The sequence below is a fragment of the Chitinophaga polysaccharea genome (genome assembly GCF_007829335.1).
GTDB classification, from domain to species: domain Bacteria; phylum Bacteroidota; class Bacteroidia; order Chitinophagales; family Chitinophagaceae; genus Chitinophaga; species Chitinophaga polysaccharea_B.
The window spans coordinates 300,319-317,986 of record NZ_VIWO01000001.1; the positions used below are offsets into that span (position 1 = coordinate 300,319).

Below are 17,668 nucleotides of genomic sequence, written 5' to 3' on the forward strand. Positions count from 1 at the left end.
AGGGTTATTATGCTAAAAATAAATTGCATCCCCCAAAGATATATAATAAATCGTAGTTACTTATTGTACTACTACTCTTTTCCTTATCATGCCATTTTTTGTCCTGATATTAAAGAAATATATGCCCTTACTATATTTCGAAAGATCTAATATGGTATAATTGCTGGCACTATTTATTTTCTTAATTAATTGACCATTAGAAGAATACACTTCCAAAATAAAATCCCTATACTTCTCATCGACACTCACCTTAACCACTCCATTAGTTGGATTTGGATACACCGATATGTTAGTGTTGGCTTCGAATGAAACTGTATTGCTGTACGCCCAGCCTACACTATTGATAGCATAGGCTTTTATATAATATGTTGAGTCGGAAAATGGCAAACTGAAAATCCCGAAAGGATTATTAATTCCAATAGATTGGTTATTAGAAGAGTTTTCAGGGATAAAATCTGGGGAATAGCCCCAACTAATTCCAATATCTGTGACAGGGTCTCCTCCGTCAGATATCAAACTGACGGTGTACTCAATATTGCCGGCCTTCAAATCCGTTGCCTTCAACGATACTGTGGGTAAGACCGGCAGGATCTTAACAATTGCCTGTTTCCAATAAATGGTATCTGCACCATTTTTCACCGCATATCCCAGGACGGTATTCCCCTTTTTGGTAAACTTTATATTATTATCTGTTTCAACTTTTACATAAGAAGAATCGTATGTAAAGAAGCCCAACTTCAGTATAAAAGAGGAATCAAGCATTAGAGAATCATTTTGTACCAGATCGGCATAGTTATTTATTGAAACCCTTACCGGCCTGCTAAAAACGGTATCACCCCTTACCACGGCAAATCCATAAATATACTTGGCTGAATCGAGCATACTTTGATCAAATATTCCAGACAGATTATTTGTATCCAGAAGAATGATATTTCCGGCATTGCCAATCAGGGTTGGAATGGTATCGTTACTCCAAACTAATCCTTGTTTTAGTATCCTTGGCATTCTACTCGTTTGAATATCGAGTCTGTAGCCAATCTTATCATTGCCTTCGGGATGTACCAATAATGTGGTTTGCACAAGTGGCATAATCCGGATAAGGCATTGTTGTAAATAAATGGTATCAGTATCGTTTACAGTACACAAGCTGATGCTGGTAAGTCCCGATCTTAGAGGAATAACCGTATTTCTTTTAACGGCAATAAAACTACTATCATATACTAATATGGTATTACTTTGATTTAAGCTGGAGGTATCCAGCAAATTGCTCAGTCTGAGATTTTTTCTGTACTCAGTAACAACCACAGGCAATGTTTCGCTAAACCCTACCCCCGCGCTATTAATGGCATAAGCATATAAATAATAAGGCGAGTCAATGTCTGGCAATTCAAATGCACTTTCCAAATTACTTGGGCTCACCTCCATCTTATTATTGCCCGTTGAGTCAAGCATTGGGATGGTATCATCCGTCCAGCACAGGCCTAATTCTGTAACATCTGCCCCCCCATCTGATGTTATATTGAAACTGTAATTTACCCCATCAACGATATTATTAGCGCTTAGGGTAATTTTGGGCTCATCGGGAGCAATCTTAACAAGAGTTTGTTTGAGATACACTGTGTCCCCATCATTAACAGTACAATGGCTAATGATTCCTGTACCAATATGTTTACAGGTAAAACTATTACCCGATAGTACTAAAAGCGAGGTATCGTACAGGAAAAATGTTTTGTTGAAATCGTAAACAGAAGTATCTGACAGCCCGGATGTTGCCAGTACATCGTGAAAATTTACCGATACAACTGTTGGTAGGGTTACATACCGGCTTGATGCACTTTCGTTGCCACTACTACCCACTGCTATAACTCTGTAAAAGGACTTGTTTGGGTCATCAGACATTGGTGAGTTAGTAACGGTAGTCTGCGTGAAAAGGTTAACATCGTCATCCGGCATAAACCCTGAAGCCACTTCACTTGCATAGACCTTATAGTTGGCAGGCTTTAAACCCGCGAGATTTTCGCTCCATGCCAACCGAAAAGAGTCCGGGGAATTCGCTGGGGATTCAAAATGCAGGTTGAGTGGCGCATTGGCTCCATGGGCTACAAATGACCATACATTACTCCAATCACTTAATACTCCTCTGCTGTCCATCGCCCGTACACGCCAATAGTACCTGGTATTATTATTCAGGAACCCTTGCAACTCGGGCTTGAAAGAAGCCAGCCCCACATTTATTGAAGACATATACCTATCAAACATTGGCGTTAATGGGTTCTTCATGTCTGGCTGGTCACTCAACTGAAATTGGTAGTCAAAAATATAGTCGTCCGGATCGATACTTTTTGCCCATTGGAAAGTAAAATAAGTGGAATCTATATCTGCTCCATTGGCTGGATAAACTGGAGCAGCAGGCGGAGCTGGGGGCCTGTCATAAAAGTTCTCATTCCAGTCTATGTGCAATTTCAGATTATATTGATTGCTAGTTTCACTTTGCACTACTATTTTATTGTTTCCTCTTACCAGGTGGGGCATAAAGAACTCGCTAATCTGAAATCTTGAGGTAAGTACTAAAGAGTCGATTCCACAATCTTCCGGGCTCAAGGCTGGCGAGAACTCGAATTTCAGGTAGTACTTATATACTCCCTTATCTGTCAGAGCGGCGATTTGATCGGACAACTCTATAGAATCAGTATAATTCCCCACCAATGCTGACTCCCATATCGGGGACCAGTTAAGTGAGTCTGAAGAATAGTAGATTTTTATTTTATCGCTGACCGACTTATTATAAAAACTACATTTAACCTTTCCATCCACAATCACGTAAGGGGAACTTCCACTGACAACGAAAGAACTTCCTCCCACTTTGTTCGAATACACGGTAGGAAGGGCTGGGTTTGTAGTGTTAACCGTTATGTTTTCGGCAGCGTCTACAACGCTATAAAATGGCTGACTAATAAAATCTGTCTGTAATGAAAACTCTCCATTACCTATTACATTCTTCACATCATCTGTTGAGGGATACTCTCCGTAATTGGGTAAAACAATTTGATGATATAAAACAGAATCTACCGGCAAGTTCCATAAATAGCTGATAGACTCCCCCGGCCTGAGTGAAAAATACATGTCTGGCCCAGGAGAACCGGCATCCAGATATGGCTCAGGGTAATTATTACCCATCATAAATAAACTGGCAAATGAAGCAAATACATCCGGATAATATGGGTATAAGGCGCCAAAATGTTTAGTCCTATAGTACAAATACATGTCATTTGTTACTTCCCTAAAGCTTGCCAGTGATCTATTATTCCATTTCAGATAATACCCTTGCTCATCTGCATCAATCATCATCGTCGTATCATTGATCATCACATCAGCAACCCCATGCTCTCCACCATCTACCACCCAGTAATATTGAGGAAGTCCTGTATTAAAGCCTGTCAGAAAAGTGACAGCATTCGCTATATTTCCACAATGTCCATAACCGTATACCGACAGAAATTTTGATACCGACTGGTTCTCATCTTTGTTATTGAAATCAGGAGTATAAAAATACATATGTTTACTGCTAACAAAGTTATATACGGCCATCGCTTTATCCTTTGCGGTGACGGCTCCTTTAAAAACCTCATTTGCTGTTTTTTCCAAGGTATACCAGTTCCCGGTGTCATTAAAAACTATACTTAGGGAGGATGCCCGCACAGTGTCCTGGTTCGTAAGTGTAATATTTTGAGCAGGCTCAAAGGCACTCAAATAGTATTTACAAACATTGTGAGGCCAATAGGTTATCAATTGCTTGCAATTATTCCCATCTAGATATCCTCCAACTGTCAATTGAACAGGCTGCCCAGAAGTTGTCAACCCAAACTCAGCATCGTGAGAAACGATCTGAGCATAGCTTTTGTTATTCAGGCACGTAAATAGGCAAAAAATAAATATATAAAATAATAACCCTCTTATTCTCACACTTTAAATTTTATTGTATCTATGGTAAAAGAATATGATCGCTTTATTTAGACTTATAAATCCCCATATCAATAACTTCCTTTCTAAAGAAAGAAAAATATGACAGCTATTTCATTGACAATCAGAGTCTTTTATGACTATTAAATAGTTATTTTTACCTATTGTTGTGATAACCTAGTTCAATATCGGCTGATAATTTCCCCTTTCATTGTGAAAACAACGGAAGAAAGAGAATTAAAGGTTTTCCAATTTATACAGCCTCGCTGGGATTCCCAAGACTTGATTTGTGACAAAAATACATTTGTTCCTTCAATAAGAAAAGAAAAAAATCACGATCGTGATTAGATGGCAAACTACTGCCTAGATTTAAATACTGCGTATCGCATCGGCCACGCACATATTCTCCTCTATTCTATTACCTAATGTTACCAATGAAAAATGGAAAGATCAGTTCAACGAAAGAAAAGCATATCAGAGAAGAAGTCAATTCTTGAAAGGTGGGAAGAATGTAGTTTGACGGCTGACGTTCTTTCTCTACGTTTGAACTGTCATCAGAATAAGGATACTTACAATCAATAGTGATATAACTTACTGTTATGAATAGAATACTGTTTACATAGTTATCTTAACACTTCCAATAAAATCTGATAAAATCCTCTTTTGAACCGCCCTTTTATAAAAGATATTTATCAATAAACTTATCATAATTAATATCTGCATTAAAATTATGATACCAATATTTTCTGACACCGGACCTGAATTCCGGTGTATTCTTGCTTGATGAAATAAATTTCATTATCTCACTTGCCACTTCCGTGGGTGAGATATCTTCTCTTACCAGGCATCCCGTTTGTGCGTTTACTATTTCGCCAACGCCACCAACATCAGTAGCCAGTACAGGAATACCAAAACTAATTGCCTCCATAATGGCAACGGGAATACCTTCTGTTTCACTAAGATGAATAAAAAGATCGACATGGTTACGCTGGTAAAACTCAATAATCTCAGAGTTAGTCAAATCATCAGTGAGATTAGCAGAGATATTTCCGGGCAGGTGTTTACAAAGTTCTTTTATTCGTAGCATTTCCGGGCCGCCGCCCAGATGTATCCATTTAACATTCAATGTCAAAAGCATCAATGATTCCACAATCAGATGAATACGTTTAATCGGATGCATGAAAGAGCATGACACAATAACAAATTCCGAAATTGAATTGCTGGAAATACTAGTACCTCTGTCCGGTACCCCTAAATAACTGCTGATAAATTTTGAGGCGAATTCTGGCTTAATATCGGAAAGATATTTCCGCCCGTTTTCTGACACTGGCAATACATACTTAGCCTCGTAACAATTTAATTGCTGAAAAATTACTATGCCGGATTCAGATTGTTCATGGTAAAGGTCATATCCATGTACTCTTGCAATAAATTCGATGTCTGCATTCTTGATTTTTCTAAGGGAAAGAGCAATTGCGCCATTATTCAACCAATATGAATAATACCGCGCATCAACACCCTTAAACTTTTGTTCGAGATTGGCATTGATTTTAATAGCCCATAGAATACTACTTATGTATCTCTTTAAATTGATTAATTTCTTGCCAAAGTCTTTGCGGGTTGAGAAAAATTCTTTCCAAAAAGCTTCAATTACAATCAAAATATTTTGTGGTAATAATTGCAATAGCTTCAACCTGGAAACGTTAGATAGATAGCAAACAAAAGCATTTGCTGGAATTTCCCGCTGGATATCAAGTTCCGAAATCTCCTGTGCCGGAATAATTATCACTTTTGCAAATTTTTTACAGAGATGTCTTATTTCATTCTCAATGAACGCCTCTCCCTTACCATAGGGATACATTTCTGTGAAGAAAAACAAAGTTGATGCCATTACCGAATTTGATTATATAGATCTAAGTATCTTTGTCCAAATGCACTTTGCGTAAAATATGAATTAAAAAGTTTCAGGTTATCTGTCCTTTTTAATGGATTAATATTCATCGAATTCCTAAATCTGTTCAATTGTTCAATCAAAGATGAAACGCTTCCTCCTTCAAAAAAATGCAATTCTGAAGAATTGAATTTCTTAAAATATTTATTCCCACCAGTCTCACTAAGAATCACACTTTGCCCAAGCGATAACACCTCTAACAATATTAGATCGAAATATGTTTCCCTATTAGGCAAAACAAAACAATCCGCTGCATTGATGATAGAATAAGGGTCATTGGTCCAGCCTACTTCAATCCACCGTTCATGCAAAACTGGTTCAACATCCCCCGGAGCACCCGCAATCAAGAAGTATACATTTTCCTGCTTTCTCAATATAATTTCAGCAGCTTCTTTCAGTAAATCGTATCCCTTAATGCTATTATGCCTTCCGGCATAACAAAAAACAACGGCGGATTCCGGAATTCCATATTTTTTCCTCACCTCTGCTCGTGATTCATTTTCCTTCGCAGGAGTAATGCCTGTTGGTAAGAACAGCAGTTTTTTGTCGGCGACCATTTTACCATACCTATTCCATGTATTATAATAGGGCTCCTGGGCTTCACTACATGGGAATACAATCCAATCTGCACGATCAAAAGCATCCATATCCACTTTCTCGCAATAACTATACACAAATGGCAAAACATTCTTTATCTGCATTTTACACCAATCTTCAATAATCTCCTTATGCATTACCTTGGGAGAGTGAGAAGTGAGTAGTATTTGTGCTTTAACGTTCTTAAGATTCTCTATATTCTTTTTTAATGATAAGCATGAATGAAAATGAATAATATCATAATCATGAATATTTACACCAAGTTCAGACACCTTAGGACTCTTGGCTCTGACAGTTTTAAGCAAATTATAATTCGCCTTCAACTTACTACTAACTAACTTCTTAACAAATGAAACAGTCTTTCCAGCGACATTAGCTGGCCGGGTGGCGGCATACTCAGCCGTTTTATAATAATCCAGGAAAGTAATACCTTGAATTCCATTTTTGTTAACAAACTCTTTCAGATGCCATAGATAAGTTGCCGGGCCACCGCTTCGCGGCGAAAGCTCGTAATCATTCCAGATAAGTACCTTTTTATTTAACTTCATTATTGGCTTGTCTTAAACATCAAATATTAAAGAATGATTGCTTTTATCGTCTCTACCTTCTTTAATGCTGATCCAATGACTTGATGCATGTCATAGTATCTATACTCCGCTAACCTCCCCCCAAATATTATATTAGCTTCCTTGTCGGCGAGTTGTTGATATTGTTTAAACATGTTACTATTCTTTTCGTCATTGATAGGATAATATGGCTCAATCCCAGGAGTCCATTCGCATGGATACTCTTTTGTAATAACTGTATTAGGCTGTCGGCCAAATTCAAAATGTTTATGCTCAATAATTCGTGTATATGGCACTTCCGCTTCCGTGTAGTTGACGACTGCGTTTCCTTGATAATTTTCAACTTCCAGGCGTTCTGTTTCAAAATGTAAGCTGCGATATTCCAAGATGCCAAATTTATACTCAAAAAATTGATCAATTTTCCCTGTAAAAACTATCCGTTCTGCAATACTAGCCCAATGGGGTCTGTCTTCAAAGTAATCGACCTCTAGCCGCACCTCTATCCCCTGCAGCAATCCATCTATTAACTTATTATACCCTCCTATTGGAATACCTTGATATTTATCGTCAAAATAATTATTATCAAAAGTAAACCTGACCGGCAATCTTTTAATTATAAATGCAGGTAGATCCTCTGCCTTCCTTCCCCATTGCTTTTCAGTGTAACCTTTAATCAGAATGTTGTAGATGTCCTCACCTACCAGCGATAAGGCCTGCTGTTCAAGATTCTTAGGCTCATTTTCAAAAGATGCCGCTACTTGCTCGCGAATTTTTCTTTTTGCCTCTTCAGGAGTCTTAACCCCCCATAACTGGTAAAAGGTATTCATATTGAATGGCAAATTATATAGCTTCCCTTTATAATTTGCCAGGGGGGAATTCGTATATCTGTTGAATTGAACAAATGAATTTACATAATCCCAAATTTTCTTATCGTTGGTATGGAAAATATGCGCGCCGTACTTATGCACATTAATATCATCGATCTCTTCACAGTATACATTTCCTCCCTTATGTTTTCTCTTATCTATAACCAAACACTTCTTCCCAATCTTCTTCATTTCACAGGCAAAAACAGCACCAAACAATCCAGCACCAACAATTACGAAATCATATTGTTTCATCTTCTTATTAAATTTATGATTTTGGAATATTGATCTTTCCAAAGTCTATTTTCTAGAATCCAGACCTGCACTGCCGCATAGTAAGCTCCCGCTATCCCTGTAGTACCTATAATTCTTACCCAACCTGGAGCGGCATACATCAACTTATAAATAAGATAAAATGGAATACAAGCCAGAATCGTTTTAAGAATCAAAATCCAATCCATCTTTTCGCCCAATTCCCGTAGAGCATAATAACCTGTAACAACAGCAACTGCAAACTCCGTCGTCAAAGTAGCCAAAGCAGCACCATTGTGCATGAAAATAGGTATCAATGTAAAGTTCAACCCTACACTTACAAACATCCCAATAGTGACTGAAATAAATAATAATCTTTCTCTTCCTTTAGGAATAAGTACTTGCATTCCAAAAATATTATTTAACCCTATAAATAATATTATAGGTGCAAGTATTCTCATAGAATCAGCGGCGGGCGCAAATTGCGCTCCGGAAATTAAATTAATCAAATCATCAGAAAGACAGAATAGTCCAAATACAATTGGAATACCAATGGTAATAACAAATTCACAGGAATTTCTAAATAATCCTTTAGCTTTTGTCATATCATTGGAGTCAAATGCTTTCGACATTTGTGGTACCATAACTATCGCCAATGCACCTATAAATGTTAGTAGCAGCTTGGTTAACTTAAATGCTGTTCCATAGTATCCAACATATTTATTTTCTACTAAATATCCCAAAATAACTTTATCCAACAATACATAGATGTTAATTGCAATTTGAGACGAAAAGAGAAAGAATAATGGCCGGAAGTGCTTTTTGAATTGAAGATTCTTCATTGTCAACTTTACCGACTGAAGGAGCTTGACGAGATTAATAGCTCCATTCACGGCAAAAACAGCAACGGTTATCCCATAATACCACAGCACGTCATTCTCTGTTTTTACAAAAACAAATAACAATCCCAATGATAGTACATTAAGTAGAAGACTCCTGATAGTGATATAACCAAAGTTTTCAGTGCCCTGAAAAAACCATTCTACTGGGAAAGTATAAAGTAACAAAAAAATGGAACCCAAAACGTGTAGTCCGGGAAGCTCAAACAACTTCCCAGACCACCAAGCAATCAGATAATATGCAATACACCAAAAAAAAGTCGATATAAAGTTAATTACTATTAACTCAGATGTCAGGTATTGCAATTGGAGGGGATTATCTCTAAACCTTGCAACCTGCCGAACTCCGTATATTGGAATTCCTAAAGCAGCCAGAATGCAAAAATATTGTGTATAACTATCTACAAAGCTAACTGCGCCAATACTATCTGGCCCCAATACCCTAGATGAATATGGAAAACTTATAAGTGGGAAAATAACTCTGCTAACAGAAAGCAATGAGTTAAATAAAAAATTTCTTTTGATTGAAGACACACTTTTTTTTTTGGGGAGATTAGAGATTACGCTCTATTTCTTCTCCTGGTAAATTCGTTCGATTATCTCAACAATTTTCAACCCTTCCAGTGCGTTTGTTGTAATGGCTGCCCTTCCTTTCAACACATCAATCACGTTATCAATTACATAGTGGTGATTTTGAGCGGATCCTTTGTAAGCGCCATAATCGTTACCTGGATTGGTCGGCGCTAATTCCGGCATGGTATAGTCTTTTACATTACAGATTTCTACCTTATCCATATACTGCCCCCCAATTTTCACACTCCCATTCTCTGCTATGATAGTCATACTGCTTTCTAGGTTGGAGTTCCAAACCGACGTAGAAAAATTAATACATCCCATACCTCCGTTTACAAAATTAAAATTCACAAAACCACTATCTTCAAAGTCTGTAAGATGGCTATGATTAAACGAATTCAGCCTTGAGGTAATCTTTTCAATATCGCCAAACAACCAATACATAATATCTATGAAGTGGGAGAACTGTGTATACAAAGTACCTCCATCCAAATCCTTCTTACCATGCCAACTATTAGGTTTATAATAACGATCGTCTCTATTCCAATAACAATTCAATTGCACCATGTATATCTGGCCTAATCTGCCAGATTCAATCATTTCTTTTATCCATACTGATGGCGGAGAATAGCGATTCTGCATTACAGCAAAAACATGCTTATGTACATGTAATGCTTTATAGATTACTCTTTCTGCATCAAGTTTATTTAAAGCCATAGGTTTTTCAATCACCACATGCTTCCGTTGCTCCAGGCTCTTGAGCGCATGTGTAGCATGAAACCCATTGGGAGTAGCAATGTTAACAACGTCCACCTCCATTTCAGCGGCCAAAAATTCCTCCAATGAGGAGAAAAAAGGAACATTGTATCCTTCTAACTTCAATTGCTCTTGAGGTTTAATATCTATGAGTCCTACCAGTTCAGCTTCAGGATTCCTTGCAATCATTTCAGCATGACGTTTTCCGATATGCCCGCAACCTATAACTGCAAACTTTATTTTTTGAGAAGGGTTAGCCATTATTGAATTCTTTTTACAATGTTATTCTCCAGTGTGTATACCTGCCCGCTCTCCGGACATACTGCTTTATCTTCTTCATTAAATTGAAGCCGGTGCCCATACTCACTCATCCATCCTATCTGTTTTCCCGGATTACCTACCACCAAGGCATATGGCGGAACATTTTTTGTAATGACCGTACCTGCACCGATAAAAGCAAACTCTCCTATATCATGACCACATACGACAGTCGCATTAGCCCCTATTGAAGCGCCGTTGCCTACATGGGTTTTTGAGTATTGTCCTCTCCTGTTAACTGCGCTGCGAGGATTAGTCACATTAGTAAAAACACAGGATGGGCCAATGAATACATCATCACCGCAAGTAACACCGGTGTAGATAGATACGTTATTCTGGACCTTCACATTGTTTCCTAAAACCACTTCGGGGGATATCACCACATTCTGGCCAATGTTACAATTTTGTCCTAATGTACACCCAGGCATTATATGCGAAAAGTGCCATACTTTTGTCCCCTCTCCAATGGTGCAACCATCATCAACGATGGCCGTTGAATGTACAAACACACCCATAGTCATTTATTTAAAAAAGGATCTAATACTATCGACAATATAGTCAAGTTGTTCTTGCAACATTTCTGTATGGATAGGTAAAGATAATACATCACCACATAACTGTCTGGTAACAGATAATGTTCCTACAACTCTTCCTATTTGGGAAAATGCTTCCTGTTCATTCAGTGGTATTGGGTAGTAAATCATAGCCGGAATCCCTTTGTTCTCCAGGTAATGTTTTAATTCATCACGTTTATAATTATTCACAATCAGTGTATATTGATGAAAAACGTGGGAAGAATTTTTACTGCGTGCGGGGATGGTAAGTCCCTGCAGGTTCCCGAGTTGTTTATCGTAGTATGCGGCCGCAGCCTGTCTCGCCACCTTATAACTATCGAGATGCCCAAGTTTAACATTAAGAATAGCCGCCTGAATTGTATCCAACCGGGAGTTAATTCCTATGTACTTATGCACATACTTCTTCACTTGTCCGTGATTTGCAATCATTCTGATCTTATTGGCCAGTTCTTCACTATTGGTAAATAAAGCTCCGCCATCGCCATAACAACCGAGGTTCTTGGAAGGGAAAAAGGATGTACAGCCAATATCTCCAATGGTACCTGCTTTGGTGGTAGTGTTATCAGGGAAGGTATAATCTGCTCCTAGTGCTTGTGCCGTATCTTCTATTACGTATAAGTGATGCTCCTTTGCGACCTCCATAATAGCAGCCATATCAGCACATTGACCAAAAAGGTGTACAGGTACAATTGCTTTAGTTTTAGGAGAAATCGCTGCTCTGATAATATCTGCAGTGATATTAAAAGATTGAGAATCTACATCTACCATTACAGGCACGAGTCCCAATAAACCAATCACTTCTGCTGTTGCTACATAGGTAAATGCAGGCACAATGACCTCATCTCCTCGTTCCAGTCCAATCGCCATCATAGCAATCTGCAAAGCATCTGTACCATTAGCACAAGGGATAACATAGTGCACATTCAGGTAAGCCGCTAGATTTTCTGCAAATACTTTTACTTGCGGCCCGTTAATAAAGGCTGTATTGTCAATGCAATCTGCAATGGCACTATCGATAGACAATTTTATTTTTGTATATTGACCTTTCAGATCAACCATCTGAATTTTTTCCATATAAATTTAGTGTTTATAACCTGGCATCAACAAGGCTACGATCCAATACTGATTTAGTGTCGAAAAGGATGGTATTACTTCCGTTTTTAAGCGCACTATAATCAAGGTCTACAAATTCATTGTGAGCAACTGCCAGTATGATCGCATCATACTGGCCATCAATACGGTTTATCAGGTTAATACCATACTCTTCTCTTACTTCTTCTGCATCAGCATATACATCGTAAACATCTGTTATAATTCCAAATTGGCGTAATTCATTATAAATATCAATTACGCGTGAATTACGAATATCAGGGCAATTTTCCTTAAAAGTAATGCCCAGGATCAACGCTTTTGCGCCATCAACTTTATGCCCCTTTTTGATCATCAATTTCACCACTTTATTGGCAACGAACATACCCATATTATCATTCACCCTCCTGCCAGACAAGATAACTTGAGGATAGTAACCCATTGCCTCCGCTTTATGAGCCAGGTAATATGGGTCTACTCCAATGCAATGCCCTCCAACTAACCCTGGTTTGTATTTTAGGAAATTCCATTTTGTGCCCGCTGCTTCGATTACGTCTGTCGTATCAATACCAATTCTGTCAAAAATAAGCGCAAGTTCATTGACAAAACTGATATTTACATCCCTTTGTGCATTTTCTATTGCTTTGGAAGCTTCAGCTACTTTCAAACTGGGGGCTTTATGCGTACCAGCTGTGATAATGCTTTTATATAACTCATCCACTATGTCAGCGATTTCCGGAGTAGAACCAGAAGTTACCTTCTTTATTTTTGTCAATGTATTGACTTTGTCTCCAGGATTAATACGTTCCGGAGAGTAACCACAAAAGAAATCCGTATTGAATTTCAATCCTGAAATTTTCTCAAGCACCGGAACACATTCTTCTTCTGTACATCCAGGATATACAGTAGATTCATAGATTACTATATCACCTTTCTTCAATACTTTTCCTAGCATCTCTGATGCTTTCAGGAGTGGAGTAAGGTCTGGAGCTTTAAATTGATCTATTGGAGTTGGTACAGTTACAATATAGATTTTACAGCTCTTAAGGTCATCGACTGTAGACGAGAAGCTAAGTCCTATGTTACCAGGCGTCCGTCCGGAAGCAATTACTGCTGCGAGGTCATCGATATGTGCTTCTTTCGTATGGTCCTCTCCTTTTGATAATTCGCTTATTCTGTCTGTGTTTATATCAAATCCCAACACATGATATTGTTTCCCAAACTCAACGGCAAGCGGTAATCCTACATATCCCAACCCAATAATAGCTATTCTAGGTAAGTGTGTCATGTATATCTATTCTATATATTATATTAATTATCTGTTTCAATCTTTGATTATACACTGGCTTATCATGAATTACGGATCGATTTACCCCTTCATAATATCTGTATACATTTTCTTTAAGAGAAAATATAAAGAGCTAAGAATTCCCCCAAGCAGTCCTCCCAGTATCAAACCTTTTAATTTTCCAAATTTAACTTTCTCCAGTGGCAGAATAGGAGAATCGATGATCTGAATAACCGGCATTTCTTCTGCCATTGACATTTTACTGATTTCAAGATTTTTTAATACTTCCGCATACATCGTCTGAAGTACCATTCTATCCCTGGTATCAAGCTCTAAATTTACAGTGGCAACTCTTCTGGCAGGATTCATGTTGATATCTTGTGTTCTTGCCGCACTATATGTTTTCTTATTTAATAGTAATTCCAGGGAATCTGCTTTGTCCTGCAATTTATCTACATTTGATTTCGACCGCTTAGTTTTGGTATTAATATAAAACTGAGTCGCCTCTTTAACTAGAATTTCCGTGAATTTCTTTGAAAAGGTTTCATTTGGCGAAATGCATTGAACTGCAATGAAGCTTAGTTTCTTATCAGGTTTTTCAATTTTCAGATTACCTTTTAATATCATTTCATAGATAGTATTCAGCACACTATCCTGTTGTAACGTAAACGTAGTTCGATCGTTGGTGGGGGGCAGGCTAAAATTCTTCATTAATGTATCCCTTACCCATTTATCCTTGATGCGATTGAAACTCAGATAAAAATCTGCCAGGCTTATTACTTTACCATCCACGTTTATCGGATAGAGTAACGTTTTTTCCACCATAAGCCGGGACATCATAAAACCCATGATATTGTCTCCTGCGAAAACGCCACCGGCGCCGCTTCCTCCCAGGTCAATTCCAAATTGGCTTGCCAAATTAGAATAACTGCCAATACCACCTTGTTTGCTATCCTCTAATACGAAAGTAAGCTTAGCCAGGTAATTTACTTTTGTTCTGTAAGCATAAAAGAATCCCAACCCGGCGCAAATAATCCCAGCAAGAAGAATGACTATCCACTTGCTGAATAAATATTTAATCCATTCATGTATTTTCAATATGATGCTCTTCAGTGTTACTTCATCTTCCTGCTGAATAGCATCAACTTTTCTTTCGGACTGCTCCATGTATAATCCTTTCGTAGTAGATATTAAGAAATTACTTTACTGCATTTAGTATGGTAACTATTACAAGCGCAACAGATGCAAGCCCACTGGCGAGGCCAATGGCTTCATTACCTGATAACCCTTTGTGTTCCCGCCTGGAAGGAACATAAATTTCCGCACCGGGCTTAACCTTAGGGTATCTATTGAAGAAGAGTATTTTAGATGTGTTCTTAACTTCTCCATTCGCATAAACTATATAGCTTCTTCTTCTCAGCGCCTGCGCAGTGAAGCCACCGGAACCGTTTATATAATCACGGAAGGTGTACTTTCCATCGTACCGGATCTTTTTAGGAAAATAAATTTCACCAAACATTTGTACTGTCTGCAACTTCTTGGGAACACTAATAACATCCCCTTCTTCCAGATAAAGATCATATTTGGAACCAGGAGAACGCATAATTTTATCCAGGCTGATACCTAATAATTGTTGTTTCCTTTCGATAGATGTTTTTACATGCTCAATACTGCTGCTATCCTGAAGCTTATTAAAAAAAGTTTCAAGTTTATTAGCCAGCAAACTGCTATCAGAGCCAGTAACAAAAGTTCTACGCAATAATACAGCTCCTTCCGGGAAGGCGTCAGGTCTCAACCCTCCACCTCTTTTCACCAGATCCGATATATGTTCTTTTTTGGAGTTAATGGTGTAAGTACCAGGATATACCACCTCTCCTTCGATAACTACATTTGAAAGCGAAGAATATAACGGGGCCCTTCGGATCATCACCTCATCAAACGGCTGTAGCGAAAACAGGTGGGTTGCATTATCTTCACTGTTGAGATTAAATTTCTGAATGATTGATTTAAGACTGTCTTTGGAATTATAACCTGGCTCCCTGATAATACGCGACACCTCTATGTTACTTAACGATGCAGCATCTCTCAGGCCTCCTGCAAGTAATATCAGGTCTTCAAGTCTCATGCTGTCACCATAGGCATATACGCCTGGATTGTTTACCTCTCCCAGAATTTTTACATGATAGGCTTCCCGTAATTCTGTCTTCCCATATATAACAACACTGTCTTCTTTCCGAAGAAAAACTTGCTCTTTACCATCTATAACATCCTGAACATTAAAACTCACAAATGAAGGAGAGTAATCCTTTTGCAACCGACGAATAATTCCTCTTGTTAATGATGCGTTTTCTGTAACACCATCCGCCTTCTTAATCAGATCAGACAATGTCATGTTGGGTTCTAATGCGAATGTTCCAGCATGAAATACCTGCCCGGCAATTATAACCCGATTGCTAAAGCGGTTAAGTACACCCGAGATAAAAAACTGGTCACCCGATTTCAACTGAAAGTTAGGCACCTGGCTAGCTGTAACCGTCACTACCTCCCTTTCTTTATTATTTATACGGAAAGCGTTGATAGTTTCCCTAAAAGCATTATCTGTATAACCACCTGCGTAACTAATGACTTGTTGTAGTGTTTCATTTGGTTTGGCTTCATAAATAGCAGGGCGTTTCACTTCACCATAAAGCTCTACCCTTGTACCATAAGGATTTACCTTTACGATATCCTGGTCTTGTAATACGATGCTGTTAGAAAGGTCCCCATTCACTAAAAAATCATACAAATCAAATGTTGAAATAACTTGACCGTTTCGAATCACCTGAATATTACGAAAGGACCCATTTTCGCTTGGTCCACCTGAAACATACAATGCGTTGGCCACAGTGGCTAAAGATGGAAGGGTGTAGGAACCTGGGTTCACAATCTCTCCAATAAGCAAAACACGGATACTGCGAATATTTCCCAAGGTGATCTGGACAAATGTGTTCCCAGATTTTATCCCGCTATAAATGGTAGACAATTGTTTGGTAATTCGGTTACGGGCATCCTCAATAGATAACCCGTTAACATATATAAGCCCCAAATTAGGGATATTAATATAACCATCCGGGCTAACCTTTAGTTTATGCTGTACTTCAGAATATCCATATACATCAATAATGACTTCGTCTCCTGTTCCAAGATGATAATTGACCGGAGTCGGTAATCTTAGGTTCGGCTCGAAAGTGAGATTTTTATTGTTAAATAATTCTGATCCAAAAACCCTGGTCTTTTTTTCCTTTTCAGGGCTGGCCGTTGTTTCTGAGTGGGCTTCGCTATATGTCCGGGTTTCAGCTTCTTTCACTATTTCAGCGCTACTTAATTCTTTATCAAGACCAAGTGATTGTATGCGCTCCTTCAATTTTGGAACTTCTGACGCAGGTACTCCCTTCTGTGTGGCATAATTATCTAATTGCGAAAGTGGCACATTTTTTTTCTTCATTTCAGACACTAACTGCCGTACCTGGTCGTCAGAAAGATTATCTGCCTTCATTCGCCCAACCTGCTCTTTCGACGCTGACGAAACCTGGGCATTTACACAATAGCCTATAAAGAGGAAAAGCTGGACAAGCAATATTTTTCTAAACATGTATTAATAGGATATATAAACTTCTCTAAGAATCTTTTTTGGACAAATTAACGTATCAATCAGGCATCAAATACCAAAATGAGTTGCAAATCTATTAAAAATAACATATAAATGTTAGCTCCGTCAGATTTCCTGCCACTTTAAGGTAATGCCATCGTTAGCTGTAAGTAACATATTTGACGTAACAGAGCAGCTTATCTACAAATATTTGTCCAAATTCTTCTTGCTTATTAATTTTAAGCATAATATATATCACGTTATAATATGATTTTTCCCATTACCTAAATCCTTTTCTCCGTCTTTTACGTTAATCTAATCAGAGCCGATCTGGGTTACCTGTTTGAAAA

Annotated in this window: 11 protein-coding genes; all 11 read right to left on the reverse strand. The window is 38.1% G+C overall.

All coding sequences use genetic code 11. The annotated features are described in order from the left end of the window. Positions 1-60: 60 nt before the first annotated feature. A complete protein-coding gene (locus FHW36_RS01270) occupies positions 61-3,963 on the reverse strand; it encodes a T9SS type A sorting domain-containing protein (RefSeq protein WP_145661032.1) in 3,903 nt (1,300 codons plus the stop codon). Positions 3,964-4,636: 673 nt separating this feature from the next. Further along, positions 4,637-5,851, reverse strand: a complete 1,215-nt coding sequence (locus tag FHW36_RS01275; RefSeq protein ID WP_145661035.1) for a glycosyltransferase — start codon at positions 5,849-5,851, stop codon at positions 4,637-4,639. Then, positions 5,851-7,056, reverse strand: a complete 1,206-nt coding sequence (locus tag FHW36_RS01280; protein WP_145661038.1) for a glycosyltransferase family 4 protein — start codon at positions 7,054-7,056, stop codon at positions 5,851-5,853. The genes FHW36_RS01275 and FHW36_RS01280 overlap by 1 nt, the downstream gene beginning before the upstream one ends. Positions 7,057-7,082: 26 nt before the next feature. Continuing rightward, positions 7,083-8,195: a UDP-galactopyranose mutase gene (gene glf / locus FHW36_RS01285; protein ID WP_145661041.1), complete on the reverse strand. Its 1,113-nt coding sequence runs from the start codon at positions 8,193-8,195 to the stop codon at positions 7,083-7,085. Continuing rightward, a complete protein-coding gene (locus FHW36_RS01290) occupies positions 8,192-9,625 on the reverse strand; it encodes a flippase (RefSeq protein ID WP_145661044.1) in 1,434 nt (477 codons plus the stop codon). The genes glf and FHW36_RS01290 overlap by 4 nt, the downstream gene beginning before the upstream one ends. A 33-nt stretch (positions 9,626-9,658) precedes the next feature. Continuing rightward, positions 9,659-10,681, reverse strand: a complete 1,023-nt coding sequence (locus tag FHW36_RS01295) for a Gfo/Idh/MocA family protein (RefSeq protein WP_145661047.1) — start codon at positions 10,679-10,681, stop codon at positions 9,659-9,661. Beyond that, complete coding sequence (locus FHW36_RS01300) at positions 10,681-11,253, reverse strand: acyltransferase (protein WP_145661049.1); 573 nt, start codon at positions 11,251-11,253, stop codon at positions 10,681-10,683. Before FHW36_RS01300 ends, FHW36_RS01295 begins: the two co-directional genes overlap by 1 nt. A 6-nt stretch (positions 11,254-11,259) precedes the next feature. After that, positions 11,260-12,387, reverse strand: a complete 1,128-nt coding sequence (locus FHW36_RS01305; protein ID WP_145661052.1) for a DegT/DnrJ/EryC1/StrS family aminotransferase — start codon at positions 12,385-12,387, stop codon at positions 11,260-11,262. Positions 12,388-12,400: 13 nt separating this feature from the next. Further along, complete coding sequence (locus tag FHW36_RS01310) at positions 12,401-13,690, reverse strand: nucleotide sugar dehydrogenase (protein ID WP_145661055.1); 1,290 nt, start codon at positions 13,688-13,690, stop codon at positions 12,401-12,403. An 81-nt stretch (positions 13,691-13,771) separates the two neighbouring features. Continuing rightward, positions 13,772-14,857, reverse strand: coding sequence for a GNVR domain-containing protein (locus FHW36_RS01315; RefSeq protein ID WP_145661059.1), 1,086 nt, complete (start codon positions 14,855-14,857; stop codon positions 13,772-13,774). Positions 14,858-14,888: 31 nt separating this feature from the next. Continuing rightward, positions 14,889-17,321 (reverse strand): SLBB domain-containing protein, encoded by a 2,433-nt coding sequence (locus FHW36_RS01320; protein WP_145661062.1) that lies wholly within the window; start codon positions 17,319-17,321, stop codon positions 14,889-14,891. Positions 17,322-17,668 lie beyond the last annotated feature (347 nt).

Excerpts from the sequence above, each read along its gene's own strand:
- FHW36_RS01275 (WP_145661035.1), bottom strand. The coding sequence starts at position 5,851 with ATGGCATCAACTTTGTTTTTCTTCACAGAAATGTATCCCTATGGTAAG.
- FHW36_RS01280 (WP_145661038.1), bottom strand. The coding sequence starts at position 7,056 with ATGAAGTTAAATAAAAAGGTACTTATCTGGAATGATTACGAGCTTTCG.
- glf (WP_145661041.1), bottom strand. The coding sequence starts at position 8,195 with ATGAAACAATATGATTTCGTAATTGTTGGTGCTGGATTGTTTGGTGCT.
- FHW36_RS01295 (WP_145661047.1), bottom strand. The coding sequence starts at position 10,681 with ATGGCTAACCCTTCTCAAAAAATAAAGTTTGCAGTTATAGGTTGCGGG.
- FHW36_RS01300 (WP_145661049.1), bottom strand. The coding sequence starts at position 11,253 with ATGGGTGTGTTTGTACATTCAACGGCCATCGTTGATGATGGTTGCACC.
- FHW36_RS01305 (WP_145661052.1), bottom strand. The coding sequence starts at position 12,387 with ATGGAAAAAATTCAGATGGTTGATCTGAAAGGTCAATATACAAAAATA.
- FHW36_RS01310 (WP_145661055.1), bottom strand. The coding sequence starts at position 13,690 with ATGACACACTTACCTAGAATAGCTATTATTGGGTTGGGATATGTAGGA.
- FHW36_RS01315 (WP_145661059.1), bottom strand. The coding sequence starts at position 14,857 with ATGGAGCAGTCCGAAAGAAAAGTTGATGCTATTCAGCAGGAAGATGAA.
- FHW36_RS01320 (WP_145661062.1), bottom strand. The coding sequence starts at position 17,321 with ATGTTTAGAAAAATATTGCTTGTCCAGCTTTTCCTCTTTATAGGCTAT.